The organism is Pseudomonas cyclaminis (assembly GCF_015163715.1).
Taxonomy (GTDB): Bacteria; Pseudomonadota; Gammaproteobacteria; order Pseudomonadales; family Pseudomonadaceae; genus Aquipseudomonas; species Aquipseudomonas cyclaminis.
Genome location: NZ_JADDUM010000130.1, coordinates 1 through 16,319, shown reverse-complemented (window position 1 = coordinate 16,319; position 16,319 = coordinate 1). Strand labels below are relative to the sequence as shown.

11 protein-coding genes, 4 pseudogenes and 1 riboswitch are annotated in these 16,319 nt (G+C 62.5%); of the genes and pseudogenes, 8 read left to right on the top strand and 7 right to left on the bottom strand.

Translation table 11 applies throughout. The annotated features are described in order from the left end of the window. Positions 1 to 167 precede the first annotated feature (167 nt). Together gltX and uvrB are read right to left on the bottom strand one after the other, a co-directional pair. Positions 168 to 1,649, bottom strand: coding sequence for a glutamate--tRNA ligase (gene gltX, locus IQK56_RS16795; RefSeq protein ID WP_193863570.1), 1,482 nt, complete (start codon positions 1,647 to 1,649; stop codon positions 168 to 170). Positions 1,650 to 1,836: 187 nt separating this feature from the next. Further along, positions 1,837 to 3,851, bottom strand: a pseudogene (gene uvrB / locus IQK56_RS16790) (excinuclease ABC subunit UvrB). Positions 3,852 to 4,193: 342 nt separating this feature from the next. Between uvrB and IQK56_RS16785 the strand changes: the two are divergent. Both IQK56_RS16785 and IQK56_RS16780 read left to right on the top strand, forming a co-directional pair. After that, positions 4,194 to 5,390, top strand: a complete 1,197-nt coding sequence (locus IQK56_RS16785; protein WP_122307886.1) for an amino acid aminotransferase — start codon at positions 4,194 to 4,196, stop codon at positions 5,388 to 5,390. A 100-nt stretch (positions 5,391 to 5,490) separates the two neighbouring features. Next, positions 5,491 to 5,700, top strand: coding sequence for a hypothetical protein (locus IQK56_RS16780; RefSeq protein ID WP_017138724.1), 210 nt, complete (start codon positions 5,491 to 5,493; stop codon positions 5,698 to 5,700). A gap of 46 nt (positions 5,701 to 5,746) precedes the next feature. On the opposite strand, the gene ptrR is transcribed toward IQK56_RS16780, so the two are convergent. Then, positions 5,747 to 6,619, bottom strand: a complete 873-nt coding sequence (ptrR, locus tag IQK56_RS16775) for a putrescine utilization regulator PtrR (RefSeq protein WP_193863569.1) — start codon at positions 6,617 to 6,619, stop codon at positions 5,747 to 5,749. 104 nt (positions 6,620 to 6,723) lie between these two features. On the opposite strand from ptrR, the pseudogene IQK56_RS16770 reads away from it, so the two are divergent. Continuing rightward, positions 6,724 to 8,107: pseudogene (locus IQK56_RS16770) on the top strand (aldehyde dehydrogenase family protein). 18 nt (positions 8,108 to 8,125) lie between these two features. Here IQK56_RS16770 and IQK56_RS16765 read toward each other — a convergent pair. Next, a pseudogene (locus IQK56_RS16765) lies at positions 8,126 to 8,430 on the bottom strand (protealysin inhibitor emfourin). A gap of 28 nt (positions 8,431 to 8,458) precedes the next feature. Then, positions 8,459 to 9,523, bottom strand: a complete 1,065-nt coding sequence (locus IQK56_RS16760; protein WP_193863568.1) for a M4 family metallopeptidase — start codon at positions 9,521 to 9,523, stop codon at positions 8,459 to 8,461. A 133-nt stretch (positions 9,524 to 9,656) separates the two neighbouring features. Between IQK56_RS16760 and IQK56_RS16755 the strand changes: the two genes are divergently transcribed. The 4 genes from IQK56_RS16755 (at position 9,657) to IQK56_RS16740 (ending at position 13,716) form a co-directional block, all read left to right on the top strand. Next, positions 9,657 to 10,586, top strand: a complete 930-nt coding sequence (locus tag IQK56_RS16755) for a DNA/RNA non-specific endonuclease (protein WP_150677478.1) — start codon at positions 9,657 to 9,659, stop codon at positions 10,584 to 10,586. Positions 10,587 to 10,623: 37 nt separating this feature from the next. Beyond that, a riboswitch (cobalamin riboswitch) is annotated at positions 10,624 to 10,817 on the top strand. A 114-nt stretch (positions 10,818 to 10,931) separates the two neighbouring features. Further along, positions 10,932 to 11,942 carry an ABC transporter substrate-binding protein gene (locus tag IQK56_RS16750; RefSeq protein ID WP_150761509.1) on the top strand — a complete coding sequence of 337 codons (1,011 nt, stop codon included), beginning with the start codon at positions 10,932 to 10,934 and terminating at the stop codon, positions 11,940 to 11,942. Next, positions 11,939 to 12,955, top strand: a complete 1,017-nt coding sequence (locus tag IQK56_RS16745; RefSeq protein ID WP_206691869.1) for a FecCD family ABC transporter permease — start codon at positions 11,939 to 11,941, stop codon at positions 12,953 to 12,955. The genes IQK56_RS16750 and IQK56_RS16745 overlap by 4 nt, the downstream gene beginning before the upstream one ends. After that, a complete protein-coding gene (locus IQK56_RS16740) occupies positions 12,952 to 13,716 on the top strand; it encodes an ABC transporter ATP-binding protein (RefSeq protein ID WP_150761507.1) in 765 nt (254 codons plus the stop codon). Before IQK56_RS16745 ends, IQK56_RS16740 begins: the two co-directional genes overlap by 4 nt. A gap of 161 nt (positions 13,717 to 13,877) precedes the next feature. Here the strand turns inward: IQK56_RS16740 and IQK56_RS16735 are convergent. Both IQK56_RS16735 and IQK56_RS16730 read right to left on the bottom strand, forming a co-directional pair. Further along, positions 13,878 to 14,220 (bottom strand): annotated as a pseudogene (locus IQK56_RS16735) (hypothetical protein). Then, a complete protein-coding gene (locus IQK56_RS16730; RefSeq protein WP_122305966.1) occupies positions 14,213 to 15,094 on the bottom strand; it encodes a LysR family transcriptional regulator in 882 nt (293 codons plus the stop codon). Before IQK56_RS16730 ends, IQK56_RS16735 begins: the two are co-directional and overlap by 8 nt. A 100-nt stretch (positions 15,095 to 15,194) precedes the next feature. Here IQK56_RS16730 and IQK56_RS16725 point away from each other — a divergent pair, with 100 nt between their 5' ends. Further along, positions 15,195 to 16,247, top strand: coding sequence for an alkene reductase (locus IQK56_RS16725; RefSeq protein WP_193863567.1), 1,053 nt, complete (start codon positions 15,195 to 15,197; stop codon positions 16,245 to 16,247). Positions 16,248 to 16,319 lie beyond the last annotated feature (72 nt).

Sequence of the window (16,319 nt, the reverse complement as noted above, 5' to 3'; positions counted from 1 at the left end):
CCCAGCTGAGCTATAGCCCCTCATCGGTGAGGACGGGGCGAATCTTAATGGCGGTTTGGAAGTGTGTCAAATTTATTTTCAACATTTTCCAAAGTTTTTTGCCGGGATAACAATCACTTACCGACGAAACCCCGGAAAACCGGGGTTTCGTCGCTGCAACGGCCTGCTTACGCGATAGCGCCCAGCAGCTTTTCCCACTCTTTGTTTTCTTTCTTCGACACACCACCAAGCAAATCAAGGGCTTGGCGCAGACGGAAACGAGTGAGGTCCGGACCGAGAATTTCCATCGCATCGAGCACCGACACCGAACTGGCCTGCCCGGTGATCGCAGCAAACATCAGCGGCATGGCGTCACGCAACTTCAACTCCAGGGACTCCACCACCGCCTGGATCGTCGCGGTGATCGCGTCCTTCTCCCACTGGCGCAGGCTTTCGAGCTTCCACAGGATCAACTGCATCAACTGGCGAACCTGGTCGCCCGAGAGCTTCTTGGACTCGAACAACTTGACATCCGGGTTCACGCCCCCGGCAAAGAAGAAGCTGGCCAACGGGGCGACCTGGCTGAACGTCTCCACCCTGCCCTGCACCAGCGGCGCGATCTTCATCATGTACTCAGGGTTCAACGCCCACTGCTGCACGCGGCTGGCGAACTCTTCCACCGGCAGATCACGCAACCACTGGCCGTTGAGCCAAGACAGCTTCTCGACATCGAAAATCGGACCGCCCAGGGACACGCGGGACAGGTCGAAGTTGTCGACCATTTCCTGCAGCGAGAATTTCTCGCGCTCGTCCGGCATCGACCAGCCCATGCGACCCAAATAGTTGAGCATCGCTTCGGGCATGAAGCCCATGCGCTCGTAGAAGGTCACCGACGTCGGGTTCTTGCGCTTGGACAGCTTGCTCTTGTCCGGGTTACGCAGCAGCGGCATGTAGCACAGCTGCGGCTGTTCCCAGCCGAAGTATTCGTAGAGCAGGATCAGTTTCGGCGCCGACGGCAGCCACTCTTCGCCACGCAGTACGTGGGTGATGCCCATCAGGTGGTCGTCGACCACGTTGGCCAGGAAGTACGTCGGCAGGCCGTCGGTCTTCATCAGCACCTGCATGTCCATGCGGTCCCACGGGATCTCGACGTCACCGCGCAGCATGTCCGGCACCACGCACACGCCTTCGCTCGGCACTTTCATGCGGATAACGTGCGGTTCGCCGGCAGCCAGGCGCTGGGCCACTTCTTCCTTGGACAGCAGCAGCGCACGGCCGTCGTAGCGCGGGGTTTCGCCACGGGCCTGTTGTTCGGCGCGCATCTGGTCCAGTTCTTCGGCGGTGCAGAAGCACGGGAACGCATGGCCCATGTCGACCAATTGCTGGGTGTACTGCTTGTAGATGTCGCTGCGCTCGCTCTGGCGATACGGGCCGTGTGGGCCGCCAACGTCCGGGCCTTCGGCCCAGGTAATGCCCAACCAGCGCAAGGCATCGAAAATCTGCTGTTCCGACTCGCGGGTGGAGCGCAGTTGGTCGGTGTCTTCGATCCGCAGGATGAATTCACCGCCGTGCTGCTTGGCGAAGCAGTAGTTGAACAAGGCGATGTAGGCAGTGCCGACGTGGGGATCCCCAGTAGGCGATGGCGCAATGCGCGTGCGGACGGTGGTCATGGCGGGTCTCGAATGGGCGATAAAAACTGAAAATTGAAACAAGGGCCGAATGGTAACAGCCTGGGTGATTTCTGGAAAACCGAGGCGCAACCATCGGGGGCAAGCCCCCTGCCACACTTTGACTTGTGAACACCGTCAAATGTGGGAGGGGGCTTGCCCCCGAAGAGGTCAGTCCAGCCACCGCAGATCAGACAGCCAGCAACCGCTCACGCAACTTGCCAATCTCATCCCGAGTCTGCGCCGCCGCCTCGAACTCCAGATCCCGCGCCAACTGGTACATCTTCTCTTCCAACTGGCGGATCCGCTTGGTGATCTCACTCGGCGAGCGCAGTTCGTTCTCGTACTTGGCGCTTTCCTCGGCGGCCTTGGCCATGCCCTTGCGCTTCTTGCTGCGCGAGCCCGGCACCACGGCGCCTTCCATGATGTCGGCGACATCCTTGAACACGCCTTTGGGTGTAATCCCGTGTTCCAGGTTGAACGCGATCTGCTTGTCGCGACGACGCTGGGTCTCGCCAATCGCCCGCTCCATGGAGCCGGTGATGCGGTCCGCGTAGAGAATCGCCCGGCCATTGAGGTTACGCGCCGCCCGGCCAATGGTCTGGATCAGCGAGCGCTCGGAGCGCAGGAAGCCTTCCTTGTCGGCATCGAGGATCGCCACCAGCGACACTTCCGGCATGTCCAACCCTTCGCGCAGCAGGTTGATCCCCACCAACACGTCAAACACACCCAGGCGCAGATCGCGGATGATCTCTACGCGCTCCACGGTGTCGATGTCCGAGTGCAGGTAGCGCACGCGCACCCCGTGATCGGCCAGGTAGTCGGTCAAGTCCTCGGACATGCGCTTGGTCAGCGTGGTGACCAGTACCCGCTCTTCCAGCGCGACGCGCTTAGTGATCTCGGACAGCAGGTCATCCACCTGGGTCAGCGCCGGGCGGATTTCGATTTCCGGATCCACCAGACCCGTCGGGCGCACCAGTTGCTCGATCACGCGGCCGGCATGCTCGGCCTCGTAGTTGCCCGGCGTGGCCGAGACAAAGATGGTCTGCGGACTGATGGCTTCCCATTCGTCAAAACGCATCGGCCGGTTATCCAGCGCCGACGGCAGGCGGAAACCATATTCCACCAAGGTTTCTTTACGCGAGCGGTCGCCCTTATACATCGCGCCCACCTGCGGCACGCTGACGTGGGATTCGTCGATCACCAGCAGCGCGTCATCCGGCAGGTAGTCATAGAGCGTCGGCGGCGGTGCACCGGAATCGCGGCCCGAAAGGTAGCGCGAGTAGTTTTCGATGCCGTTGCAGTAGCCCAGCTCCAGGATCATCTCCAGGTCGAAGCGCGTGCGCTGCTCCAAGCGCTGGGCTTCCACCAGCTTGTTGTTGGCGCGCAGGTACTCCAGACGCTCGGCCAGCTCCACCTTGATGCCCTCGATGGCACCCATCAGGGTTTCACGCGGGGTCACGTAGTGGCTTTTCGGATAGAAGGTGAAGCGCGGCAGCTTGCGGATCACTTCGCCGGTCAACGGATCGAAAGCCGACAGGCTCTCGACTTCATCGTCGAACAACTCGATACGGATCGCTTCCAGGTCGGATTCAGCCGGGTAGATGTCGATCACATCGCCGCGCACACGGAACGTAGCGCGGGCAAAGTCCATGTCGTTGCGGGTGTACTGCAAGCTTGTCAGGCGGCGCAGCAACTCGCGCTGGTCGAGTTTGTCGCCACGGTCCACGTGCAGCACCATCTTCAAATAGGCTTCCGGGCTGCCCAGGCCATAGATGCACGACACGGTAGTGACGATGATCGCGTCCTTGCGCTCCAACAGCGCCTTGGTCGCCGACAGCCGCATCTGCTCGATGTGGTCGTTGATCGACGCATCCTTCTCGATAAAGGTATCGGAGGACGGCACGTAGGCTTCGGGCTGGTAGTAGTCGTAGTAGGAAACGAAGTATTCGACTGCGTTATTCGGGAAGAACGCCTTGAACTCGCCGTAAAGCTGCGCGGCCAGGGTCTTGTTGGGCGCCAGCACCAGCGTCGGGCGGTTGATCTGCGCGATGACGTTGGCGATGCTGAACGTCTTGCCTGAACCGGTCACCCCGAGCAACGTCTGGTGCGCCAGGCCGGCCTCGATGCCTTCGACCATCTGGCGAATGGCTTCCGGCTGATCGCCGCGGGTTCAAAGCGGGTGACTAGTTGGAAATCCGACATAACGTACCTCTTGAAGTCACCCCGGACTGTAAACCCGCCGAGGACGAAATAGACCACCCCCCGCGAAGATTCAGAGCGAGCGGTAGGAAAAAACCATGATAGCCATAGAAGTGGTGGCGAATGTGACGGGTTTCAAGGCAATCGTCCTATCTGCCGTCCTGGATCAATGTTGCAATAAGACTAACGGTCAGCAAATAAACCGAAAAACTTGGCCGAAAAGCCGTTTCGGTTGTCGCCCTCAGCCGTGATGGCCTCTATACTAGCTCCCCGTTTGTGCACCGCTCTAGTGCATTCGGCTGGAGCGCGACACGTCCCTCCTTTCCCCCATAGAGCTGCCGCAAAATGAGCCTGTTCTCCGCTGTCGAAATGGCACCACGCGATCCTATCCTGGGCCTCAACGAAGCATTCAACGCCGACACACGAACCACCAAGGTCAACCTTGGCGTAGGCGTTTACTGCAACGAGGAGGGGAAGATTCCACTCTTGCGTGCCGTTGCCGAAGCGGAAGCCATTCGCGTGGCGCAACACGCCGCCCGTGGCTACTTGCCGATCGACGGCATTGCCGCCTACGACAAGGCCGTACAAACCCTGCTGTTCGGTAACGATTCGCCACTGCTCGACGCTGGCCGTGTCGTGACCGTCCAGGCCGTGGGTGGCACCGGTGCCCTGAAGATCGGCGCTGACTTCCTCAAGCAACTGCTGCCCGACGCCGTCGTCGCCATCAGCGACCCAAGCTGGGAAAACCACCGCGCCCTGTTCGAAACCGCCGGTTTCCCGGTGCAGAACTACCGTTACTACGACGCTGCCACCCACGACGTGAACCGCGCCGGCCTGCTCGAAGACCTCAACGCCCTGCCGCCGCAGTCCATCGTGGTGCTGCACGCATGCTGCCACAACCCGACCGGCGTCGACCTGAGCCCGGCCGACTGGCAGAACGTGCTGGACGTGGTCAAGGCCAAGAACCTGGTGCCGTTCCTCGACATGGCCTACCAGGGCTTTGGCGACGGCATCCACGAAGACGCCGCGGCGGTGCGCCTGTTCGCGGAATCGGGCCTGACCTTCTTTGTGTCCAGCTCGTTCTCCAAATCGTTCTCCCTGTACGGCGAACGTGTGGGCGCGCTGTCCATCGTCGGCGACTCCAAGGAAGAAAGCGCGCGCATCCTGTCCCAGGTCAAGCGCGTGATCCGCACCAACTACTCCAACCCGCCGACCCACGGCGCCGCGATTGTGGCCGCTGTGCTCAACAGCCCTGAGCTGCGCGCCCAATGGGAAGCCGAACTGGCCGAAATGCGCCTGCGCATCCGCGGCATGCGCGAGCAGATGGTCGCCGAACTGGCCAAGGCTGCACCGGGCCACGACTTCAGCTTCGTCGGCCGCCAGCGTGGGATGTTCTCCTACTCCGGCCTGACCGTTGAGCAGGTCACCCGTCTGCGCAGCGAGTTTGGCATCTACGCGCTGGATACCGGGCGTATCTGTGTGGCGGCGCTGAACCAGTCGAACATTGGTGCGGTCACACAGGCAATCGTCCAGGTGCTGTAAACCTGTAGCCGTTGCACAAGGAGGGGAAGCCGATGGCTTCCCCTTTTTTGTCTCCAGCCCCTAGACTGAACCCTGACCGCCCCTTTGCTGTGAGAGCCCTATGCGAAACGATGACCTGGACCTGCGCGCCGACCGCGACGAGTTGCACGACTACACCCCGCGAGCACCGCAAGCCAAACGCCAGAAAAGCCTGGTGCTGCAAGTGGCGCTGGGTGTGTTCCTCGGTGGCTTGGCCCTGTGGCTGGTGCAGTTGGGTGCCACGGCGATCATGGCCAAACTGGCGATGGGCACCCTGCAATTCGGCGGCTGATGAAAATCAAAATGTGAGAGGGAGCTTACCCCCTCCCACATTGGCTTCAGGTGGCAACCAGTCCGCGTTCCTCCAGCAGCTTCACAAAGCTGCTCAAACTCTGTGACACCGTGCCCCGCCGCCAGATCAACCACGTATTCAGCAAGCGAAAACTGTCCATCAACGGCCACACACTCACCGCCGCAAACCCCGGCATGCTTTCCATCATGCTGCGCGGCATCAGCGCCAGCCCGGCCCCGGCGCTGACGCAGGCGAGCATGCCGTGGTAGGACTCGATCTCGAAGATCTTGCCTGGCACCGCGCCATCCTGTGAAAACCAGCGTTCGAAGTGATGGCGGTACGAGCAATTCGAGCGAAACGTATAGATGTTCTCGCCATTCACGTCCTGCCCTCGGGTGATCGGCCCGTGGTGCAGGGGCGCGATCACTACCATCTCCTCTTCAAACACCGCCACGCCTTCCAGGGTCGAGTGCAGCACCGGCCCGTCGACAAAGGCGGCGGTCAGGCGCCCCGACAGCACGCCTTCGATCATGGTGCCCGATGGGCCGGTGCTCAGGTCCAGCTCGACCTTGGTGTGTTTCTGGTTATACGCCGCGAGCAACGCCGGAATGCGCACCGCCGCCGTGCTCTCCAGCGAGCCAAGGGCAAACGCGCCCTGGGGCTCCTCCCCCGCCACGGTCGCACGGGCCTCTTGCACCAGGTCGAGGATGCGCCGCGCATAGCCGAGGAAGTTCCAACCGGCTGGCGACAGGCGCAGGCGACTCTTCTCGCGGATAAACAGCTCCACGCCCAGATCCTGCTCCAGCTGCTTGATCCGCGTGGTCAGGTTCGACGGCACGCGATGAATCAACTGCGCAGCGGCGCTGATGCTGCCTTGCTCGGCAACGGCCTTGAAGATTTCCAGCTGCACCAGATCCAAGTCATTCTCCAATCGTGAATGTATTGCTTAATATTATTCAGTTTCCAGAAAAGAACCAGCCCCGTACGCTGACCTCCATTCCAACGTACACGCAGGACGGTGCCATGAACGCGACTACCCACGCCTTATCGATCAACCCCGCCAACGGCGAAACCGTCGGCAGCTACCCGTACGAAACTACAGCGCAACTGGACGCCGCCCTCGACCGCGCCACCAGCGCCTTCCGCACCTGGCGCCGCCAGCCGGTCAGCCAGCGCGCCGAGTTGCTGCTGGCCCTGGCCGCCGCCCTGCGCGAGCAAGCCGAAGCCATGGCACAGATGATTACCCTGGAAATGGGCAAACCCATCGCCCAGGCCCGTGCCGAAGTGGAAAAATGCGCACAACTGAGCGAATGGTACGCCGCCCCAAGGCCCGGCCATGCTCGCCCCGGAACCGACCCTCGTCGACAACGGCACCGCCCATATCGAATACCGCCCGCTGGGCCCGATCCTCGCGGTGATGCCGTGGAACTTCCCGGTGTGGCAAGTGCTGCGCGGCGCCGTGCCGACCATGCTGGCCGGCAACACCTACGTGCTCAAACACGCGCCAAACGTGATGGGCAGCGCCTACCTGATCCAGCAAGCCTTCCAGAAAGCCGGCTTCGCTGAAGGCCTGTTCGAAGTGATCAACGTCACCACAGAGGGCGTGTCCAAGGCCATCGCCGACCCCCGCATCGCCGCCGTGACCCTCACCGGCAGCGTGCGCGCCGGCATCGCCATCGGCTCCCAGGCCGGTGCCGCGCTGAAAAAATGCGTACTGGAACTGGGCGGCTCCGACCCGTTCATCGTGCTCAACGACGCCGACCTCGACGCCGCCGTGCAGGCTGCGCTGATCGGCCGCTTCCAGAACAGCGGCCAGGTCTGCGCCGCCGCCAAGCGCCTGATCATCGAAGAAGGCGTGGTCGAAGCCTTCACCACCAAGTTCGTCGAAGCCAGTCGCGCCTTGGTCATGGGCGACCCGACGTCAGCGGCCACCTACATCGGCCCAATGGCCCGTTTCGACCTGCGCGACGAGCTGCACGGCCAGGTCCAGGCCACCCTGGAAGAAGGCGCGACCCTGCTGCTGGGCGGCGATAAAGTCCCAGGCAATGGCAACTACTACGCGCCGACCGTATTGGCCAACGTCACCGACCAGATGACCTCGTTCAAACAGGAGCTGTTCGGCCCGGTAGCTTCGATCATCACCGCCCGCGACGCCGACCACGCCGTGGCCCTGGCCAACGACAGCGAGTTCGGCCTTACCGCCAGCATCTTCACCACCGACGCGGCGAAGGCGCGGGACATCGCCAACCAACTGGAAACCGGCGGGATCTTTGTCAACGCCTTCAGCGTGTCCGACCCACGGGTGGCGTTTGGTGGCGTGAAGAAAAGTGGATTCGGCCGCGAGCTGTCGCACTTTGGTGTGCGCGAGTTCTGCAACGCGCAGACGGTGTGGCTGGATCGCAAGTAAGCCCCTTACCCTTAGGGTTCAACAGCGAACATGCCGCCGCACGCACTGCACCAACCCATCCAGGCCTGGGACTTCACCGGCGCGAGCACACACACTGTGTGTTCGCGCTCACCCTCGCTTACCGTCAGGGTGTAATGCACCTGGCCTGGCTTGCCAGGCTCTGGCGCAGTGCTTTGCGGCAACTTGAAGAAGCCTGAAGCCTCGATCAGTTGCCGCAACTCCTGCTGTTCCGGCTCGGGCAGCTTCTCCAGCTCCACGCTGTTCGGTTTCGCCAAGCCCGGAAAAAATGCCGGGCCGCCGTTTTCCTTGATCGAAATTCGCATGGCTGTTCCTCACCGCCCTGGCGGCTTGTCAGACGTTGATGCCCACGGCTTTCCAGCCTGCCTTGACTGCCTTCTGCTCATCCTTGTTGGCCCCGTATAGCCGACCGGCAATGTCGTAGGTGATGCGCGCAAAACGCAGGAACCCCGAGTTCGGCCGCAACCGCGCATCGCGCAGGGCGTCGTACCAGATGCGCCCTGCCCGCTCCCAGGCAAACCCGCCGATCTTCGTCGCCACTTGGTAGAACGCATGGTTGGGAATACCGGAGTTGATATGCACGCCGCCATTGTCGTCATAGGTCTGCACAAAATCGTCCATATGCCCCGGCTGCGGGTCCTTGCCCAGCAGCTTGTCATCAAACGCGGTGCCCGGTGCCTTCATCGAGCGCAAGGCCGTGCCTTTGATTTTCTTGGTGAACAACCCTTTGCCGATCAGCCAGTCGGCGTCCTCAGCCTTTTGCTGCAACGCGTACTGCTTGATGAGTGAGCCGAACACGTCCGACAGCGACTCGTTCAACGCACCGGATTGATTGAAGTACATCAACTTGGCCTCATCCTCAGTCACGCCGTGGGCCAGTTCATGGCCGATCACGTCCAGGGCCACCGTGAAGCGGTTGAACAACTGCGCATCGCCGTCCCCGAACACCATCTGCGTCGAGTTCCAGAACGCATTGTTGTAGTCCTGGCCAAAATGAACGGTGGCGTCCAGCGCCATCCCGGCATCGTCGATGGAGTTGCGGTCGAACACCTGGTCAAAAAAGTCGAAGGTGGCGCCCAACCCATCATAGGCTTCGTCCACTGCGGCATCACCACTGGCAGGCTGGCCTTCAGCGCGGATCAGCTTGCCAGGCAGGCTGTCGGAGCCTTCGGCACTGTAGATCGAGCGGCTTTTTTCGGCGCCCATGGCCAGGGCCATATGGGCGGGGCCTTTGGCGGGCACCGCGACCATGCGCAGCGAACGGAACGTGCTGTCCTTGGCCCGCGTACGCAGCGCGACCTCGCGCTGGGCTTTATCACCGTGGCGCGCGATCTGGTCGAGCATGTACGGTGGGATCAGGCAAAAAATCGGATTGCGATGAGGCTGGCGAACACACATTGGCTGGCTCCTTTTGCGAGGGGTGAGCGTCTGGACGACCGTTTTCAGGATAGCCGCCATGGCTTGACTCGACATCAATTGTCATCAACCTATGTTGCAGTCATGTTGATCCAACACCCGTGAGGACCGCCCGATGCCAGCACGTAAAGCCAACGCCGACCTGACCTATCGCCCCCGGCTCGCCGACCTGAAGCCGCTGCTCGCGGCCAGCCCAACCCTGTTGGAAGCCCGGGCCGCGACGCCGCGTGTCACCCCGGCCAAAGACCTGAAAAACCGCCAGGGGTACGCCGACGACTTCCTCGGTAGTTTCGAGGTGCCCTGGCCCACCGTGACGGAGTCACTGGCGCCTGACGCACAGCCAAAGCGCCTGGACTACACGCATTTCTCCATCACGATGTCACGCGCCCGACGACTGGCACTCTACGTGGGCGTCAATATCGACGGCGGGAAACACGTGGATATCGTGCGCAGCAACGACACCTGGGCCTACGACGGCCGCCTGCCCACCGACGCCCAGATAGGTGAAGACCTCTACACCGCCAATGGCCTGGATCGCGGCCACTTGGTGCGGCGTCAGGATCCCAATTGGGGCGACGAGGCAAAAACCGCCAACCTCGATACGTTCCACTTCACCAACTGCTCACCGCAGATGAGCGGCTTTAACCAGAAGACCTGGCTGGAGCTTGAAGACTACATTCTCGACAACACGCAACGCTGGAAAGCGCGGGCCACGGTGTTTACCGGGCCGGTGTTCGGCGACGATGACCGCGTGTACCGGGGCGTCAAAATCCCCAAGGCGTTCTGGAAAGTGGTCGCCTACCTCAGCGACGACGGCAAGCCGTCGGCCAGTGCCTACATGATCGACCAAAGCCGCGAACTGGGTCAGCTTGAGCTGGTATTCGGCCAACTGCGGACCTACCAGCGCAGCGTGATCCAGATCGAGCGATTGACCGGCATCCGCTTCGGCAACCTGGCCGACTACGACGGGTTCAGCAACGAAGAGCGCGCCACCGGCACGCGAATTGAAGCGCTGATCCAGGGTCCTCAAGACATTCGTCTGTGAGCCACTGAACTTCAGCCTCCCTCTGCGAGGCTGAATCAACTACCATACCGCCGCCGGTTCCCCCACGGGACTAATAGGGAATTCGAAACGCCGCCCGCGGCGCCAATCGAAACTGCCCCCGCAACTGTAGGTGCCGAGCCTGCTCCTTAACGCCACTGGACCTCGTCCGGGAAGGCCGGAGCGTGGCGACGACGCATCAGTCAGGAGACCTGCCGGCCCAGCACAATCACTAACCGGCGGGGTGTCCGGGAAGGACATCCTTGCCTGCCCGACCGGCAGCGTTCGAGGGCGTATTTCCGAGCCGTACTGCCCCTGCTTCACCTACGGTTCACCGGAGATCGCCCCATGCTGCCACGCGTTACTGCCCTGATCACCGGCCTGGGTTTCTGTGCCCTGGCCCACGCGGCGCCCACGCACTACCCGTTGACGGTCGAAAACTGCGGCAGCGCCGTGACCTTCCCGCAAGCCCCGGCGCGCAGCGTGACCATCGGCCAGGCCGCCACCGAAATGCTGTATGCGTTGGGCGTCGGCGATAAAGTGGTCGGCACCTCGCTGTGGTTCAACAGTGTGTTGCCCCAGTACCAGGCGCAGAACGACAAGATCGAACGCCTGGCCAACAACGAGCCGAGCTTCGAAGCCGTGATCGCCAAGCGCCCGCAACTGGTGGCTGCCGAGCTGGAATGGGTGGTCGGCCCACAAGGTGTGGTGGGCACCCGCGAGCAATTCCATGAACTGAAGATCCCCACCTATCTGCTGCCCTCCGACTGCGAAGGCAAGGACAACCTGGTGGGCGCCGACGGCACGCGGCTGGAGCCGTTCCGCATCGAGACCATCTACAAAAGCATCAGCCAGCTGGCCGAGATTTTCGACGTACAGGATCGTGGCCAGCAGTTGAACGACGACCTCAAGGCGCGCCTGGCCAAGTCCGTCGCCACCGTGCAGAGCAAGGGCCTCAAGCACGCCAGCGCGCTGGTGTGGTTCTCCAGTTCCGAGATGGCCAGCGACCCGTATGTGGCCGGGCACAAGGGCATCCCCGAATTCATGCTGGAAACCCTCGGCCTGCACAACGTGGTGCAATCCGATGAAGAGTGGCCCGCCGTCGGCTGGGAAACCATCGCCAAGGCCAACCCGACCTTCCTGGTGATCGCCCGCATGGACCGCCGCCGCTACCCTGCCGATGACCATGAAAAGAAACTCGCCTTCCTGCGCAGCGACCCGGTCACGCGCAACATGGACGCCGTGAAAAACAACCGCATCATCATCCTCGACGCCCTGGCGTTGCAGGCCAGCATCCGCATGTTCGATGGCCTTGAACAACTGGCTGGCGCCATCGACGGCTACGACCTGCACAAATGAATAACAGCGTGATCCGCACCCTGCTCGCCCTGACGCTGCTGTTGATCGCCGTACTCGCCGGCGTGGCCATCGGCGAAACCGCCATCGAGCCGCACGTGGTGCTGCAAGTGCTCGCCAACAAACTGTGGAACGCCGGCTACCTGCTCGACCCCATCGACGAAGGCGTGGTGTGGAACTACCGCCTGACCCGCGCCCTGGTCGCCGCCGCGTGCGGCGCGGGGCTGGCCACCTGCGGGGTGATCTTGCAGTCGTTGCTGCGCAACCCCCTGGCTGATCCTTACTTGCTGGGCATCAGCGCCGGCGCCTCGACCGGCGCCGTGCTGGTGGCGCTGATGGGCGTGGGCGGCGGGTTGATATCGCTGTCGGCGGGGGCGTTTGTCGGCGCCATGGCGGCGTTTGCCCTGGTGATTCTGCTGGCACGGGCCAGCGGCGCCATGAGCGGCACCGGCCAGATCATCCTTGCGGGGATTGCCGGCTCGCAGCTGTTCAACGCGCTCACTGCGTTCCTGATCACCAAGTCGGCCAGTTCCGAGCAGGCCCGCGGCATCATGTTCTGGCTGCTGGGCAACCTCAGCGGTGTGCGCTGGCCGTCGGTGTGGCTGGCGGTGCCGGTGGCGGTGGCCGGCTTGGCGGTGTGCCTGTGGCATCGGCGTGCGCTGGATGCGTTCACCTTTGGCAGCGACTCGGCGGCGTCCCTTGGTATTCCGGTACGCCGCGTGCAATTTGTGCTGGTGGGCTGCGCCGCACTGGTGACGGCGGTGATGGTGTCGATTGTCGGCTCCATCGGTTTTGTCGGCCTGGTGATCCCCCATGCAGTGCGCCTGCTGCTCGGCACTGGGCACTCGCGTTTGCTGCCGGCCAGCGCCTTGGGCGGCGCGCTGTTTTTGATTGCAGCGGATGTGCTGTCGCGCACCTTGATCAAAGGCCAGGTGATACCGGTGGGCGTGGTCACGGCCTTGGTCGGCGCGCCGGTGTTTGCGTTGATCCTGATCGGCCGGAGGAATGCGCGATGAGCGTACTCAGTTGCAGCGGCCTGGGCTTCAAGGTGCGCGACGCGGAGTTGCTGCGCGACATTCACCTGGAGGTGCAGCTGGGCGAGACCTTGGGGATTGTCGGCCCGAACGGCTCCGGTAAATCCACCTTGCTCAAACTGCTGGCGGGCTTGCGCACACCGGCGTCGGGCGAGGTGCGACTTGGCGGCGAGCGGCTGGGCGACCTTTCGCGCCGCGCCATTGCGCAGCAGCTGGCCGTGGTGGAGCAACAGGCCGACACCGACGACGCCATCCGCGTGTTCGACGCCGTGGCACTGGGCCGCACGCCGTGGCTGTCGGCGCTGAGCCCGTGGTCCAGCGAGGACGACGCCATCGTCGTCCAGGCCCTGCACGATGTGGACGCCACGCACCTGAGCCAACGCGCCTGGCGCAGCCTCTCCGGCGGCGAACGCCAACGCGTGCACATCGCCCGCGCCCTGGCGCAACGGCCGCAGATCCTGTTGCTGGATGAGCCGACCAACCACTTGGATATCCAGCATCAACTGGCGATCCTGAAGGGTGTGCAGGGCTTGCCGGTGACGACGTTGATTGCGCTGCATGATCTTAACCAGGCGCTGACCTGTGATCGCCTGGCCGTGCTGGATCGCGGGCGTTTGGTGTCATTGGGCACACCGCTGCAGGTGCTGACGCCGCAGCGCTTGCAGGACACATTTGGGGTGCAGGGGCATTACCTGACGGACCCGTTTGATGGGGCGCAGATATTGCGGTTGCGCTTCAACTGAGTCACTAGGGTTGTTGTGGCTGATGAGCCCTTTGTGGCATGTGCGTTCTTTGGGGCATGTGAGTGCTTTGGAGCAGGTGAGTTCATTGGGGCAGGTGAGTGCTTTGTGGTGAGCGGGCTTGCCCCGCTCACCACACCACAGCAAACCCAGTGACCACAGCCCTATAAATACCGCTGCATAGGCGTCGTGCACCACGCCGGATCGTCCTCGACATCCACAATCTCAAACCCCTGGCGCCCCCAAAAATCAATCGCCCCCGGCAGGAACGGGTGGGTATGCAGGTACACCACTTCCACGGTCTTGCGGCCCTGGTAATTAAGCTGGGAAAAGCGGCCGTCATAGGGCAAGTAGCCGATGGCAGCGCGCCAGGTCAGCGGGCATGCCGGAGGCGCTGAGATTGGGGAACAGCTCGGCGCGAGCCGCCAGGACGAAGGCCAGTACCTCGGGAATCTCGGCAACGGTGCCGCAGCGAGAATCACCGAGGGTACCGGGCCTGTCACGCATCCTCCAGCCTGTCGCGCAAAAACTCGATAAACCGTTGAGTCTTCGCCGGCAGCAGGCGGGTTTCGGTGAGCGCGTAGACAGGCACGGATGTGCCATGCCAGTCGGGCAACACCCTGCACAGAGTGCCGCTGGCCACATCCTGCTCGGCAATGCCCTCAGGCAGCAGCGCAATGCCCAGGTCCAACGCGGCCAGCCGCCGGAGCATGCCCACGCTGTTAAGCTCAAACCGCCCGCTCACATCGACTTCCACCGTATCCGCCCCCGATACCAACATCCATTGATGCGCCCTTGAACCGCGCATGCGCAAACATTCGTGATGCGCCAGGTCTGCGGGCTGCGCAGGCAGGCCAGCGCGTTCCAGGTAGTTGGCTGACGCGTACAGCGCTCGCCGCATGTTCGCGAGTTTACGTGCGATCAGATTGGAACTGGCGGGCTCGCCCATGCGAATGACCACGTCCACCGGATCACTGATCAGGTCGACCTGGCGCGGCGTTAAATCGAGTTCAAAGGTGATGCCCGGATACAGCCGGGAAAATTCGGCAATCAACGGCGCCAGGTAGACCATCGCGAAATCCACCGGCAACGAGGCGCGCAGCACGCCGTTGGGCTGGGCGAGCATTTCGCCGAGTTGCTCATGGGCCAGGCGGGCCTCGTCAACGATGCGCTTGCAGCGTTCAAAGTACAGCTGGCCCGCCTCGGTGGGCTCGATCTTGCGCGTGGTGCGGTGCAACAGCCGCAGGCCGATGCCTTTTTCCAGCTCGCTGATGCGCCGGGACAGCGTCGAGTTCGGCATGCCCAGGGTCTCGGCCGCTCGGCTGAAACTACGGGCCTTCACCACCTCGACAAACAGCGCCATATCGTTGAGAAATTCCACAACATTATCCCATCAGTGGATTAGTCATTTCGCGTTTGAGCTATTTATCCCGAAATCGGATTGATCAATCATAACCCCATCACTGATGAGGAACACCGCCATGAATGCTCTTTTCTCTCCCCTTTCGCTCGGTCGCTACACCCTCGCCAATCGCCTGGTCATGGCGCCGATGACCCGCTCGCGCGCCGACGACGCCGGCGTGCCTTCCGACCTGGTGACCACCTACTATGCGCAGCGCGCCACGGCCGGTTTGATCATCTCCGAAGGGGTGTTCCCCGACGCATCGGGCAAAGGGTATGCGCGCACCCCCGGCATCGAAACCGCCGCACAGGTGGCCGCCTGGAAATCCGTCACCGACGCCGTACATGCCCAAGGTGGGCACATCTTCATGCAACTGATGCATTGCGGACGGATATCTCACCCCTCGTTGTTGGCTGACGGTGGGCTGCCGCTGGCCCCCTCGGCGATCAAACCGGCGGGCCAGACCTGGACCGCGACCGGCCTGCAGGATTTCGTCACGCCCCAAGCATTGAGCGTGGCGCAGATCGGTGGCGTGGTCGACAGCTACCGCCAGGCCGCACGCCGGGCAATCGAGGCGGGCTTTGACGGTGTGGAGTTGCACGCTGCCTCCGGTTACCTGCCCGAACAGTTTCTCTCCAGCGGCAGCAACCAACGCGACGATCAGTACGGCGGTTCGTTGGAAAACCGCAGCCGCTTCGTACTGGAAGTCCTCGCCGCGATGGCCGATGAAGTGGGCAGTGATCGCGTGGGCATCAAGATTTCCCCGGAGATGAACTTCAACGACATCAGCGATGCTGATCCGCAGGAAACCTACACCTACCTGGTCACGCAACTGCGCGGGCTGAAGCTGGCCTACCTGCATGTGGCGCTGTTCGGGGCGAGCTTTGACTACCACGCGGCGTTGCGCCCGTTGTTCGATGGCCGCTATTTGGTGGGCAGCGGGCTGACTCGGGACAGCGCCGACAGCTTGATCGCCGAAGGCAATGCCGATGCGGCGGTTTTTGGTAATGCGTTCCTGGCCAACCCGGACCTGCCAGCGCGTTTTCGCAGCGGTGCCGCCTTGAATGTGCCCGACAAAGACACCTTCTATGCGCCAGGTGCCGAGGGTTACATCGACTACCCTGCGCTCTGAGGTGCACCACTTCGGCCACTGAGCCTGGGTGATACTTGTGGTGAGCGGGCTTTTGTGATGATCGGGCTTTTT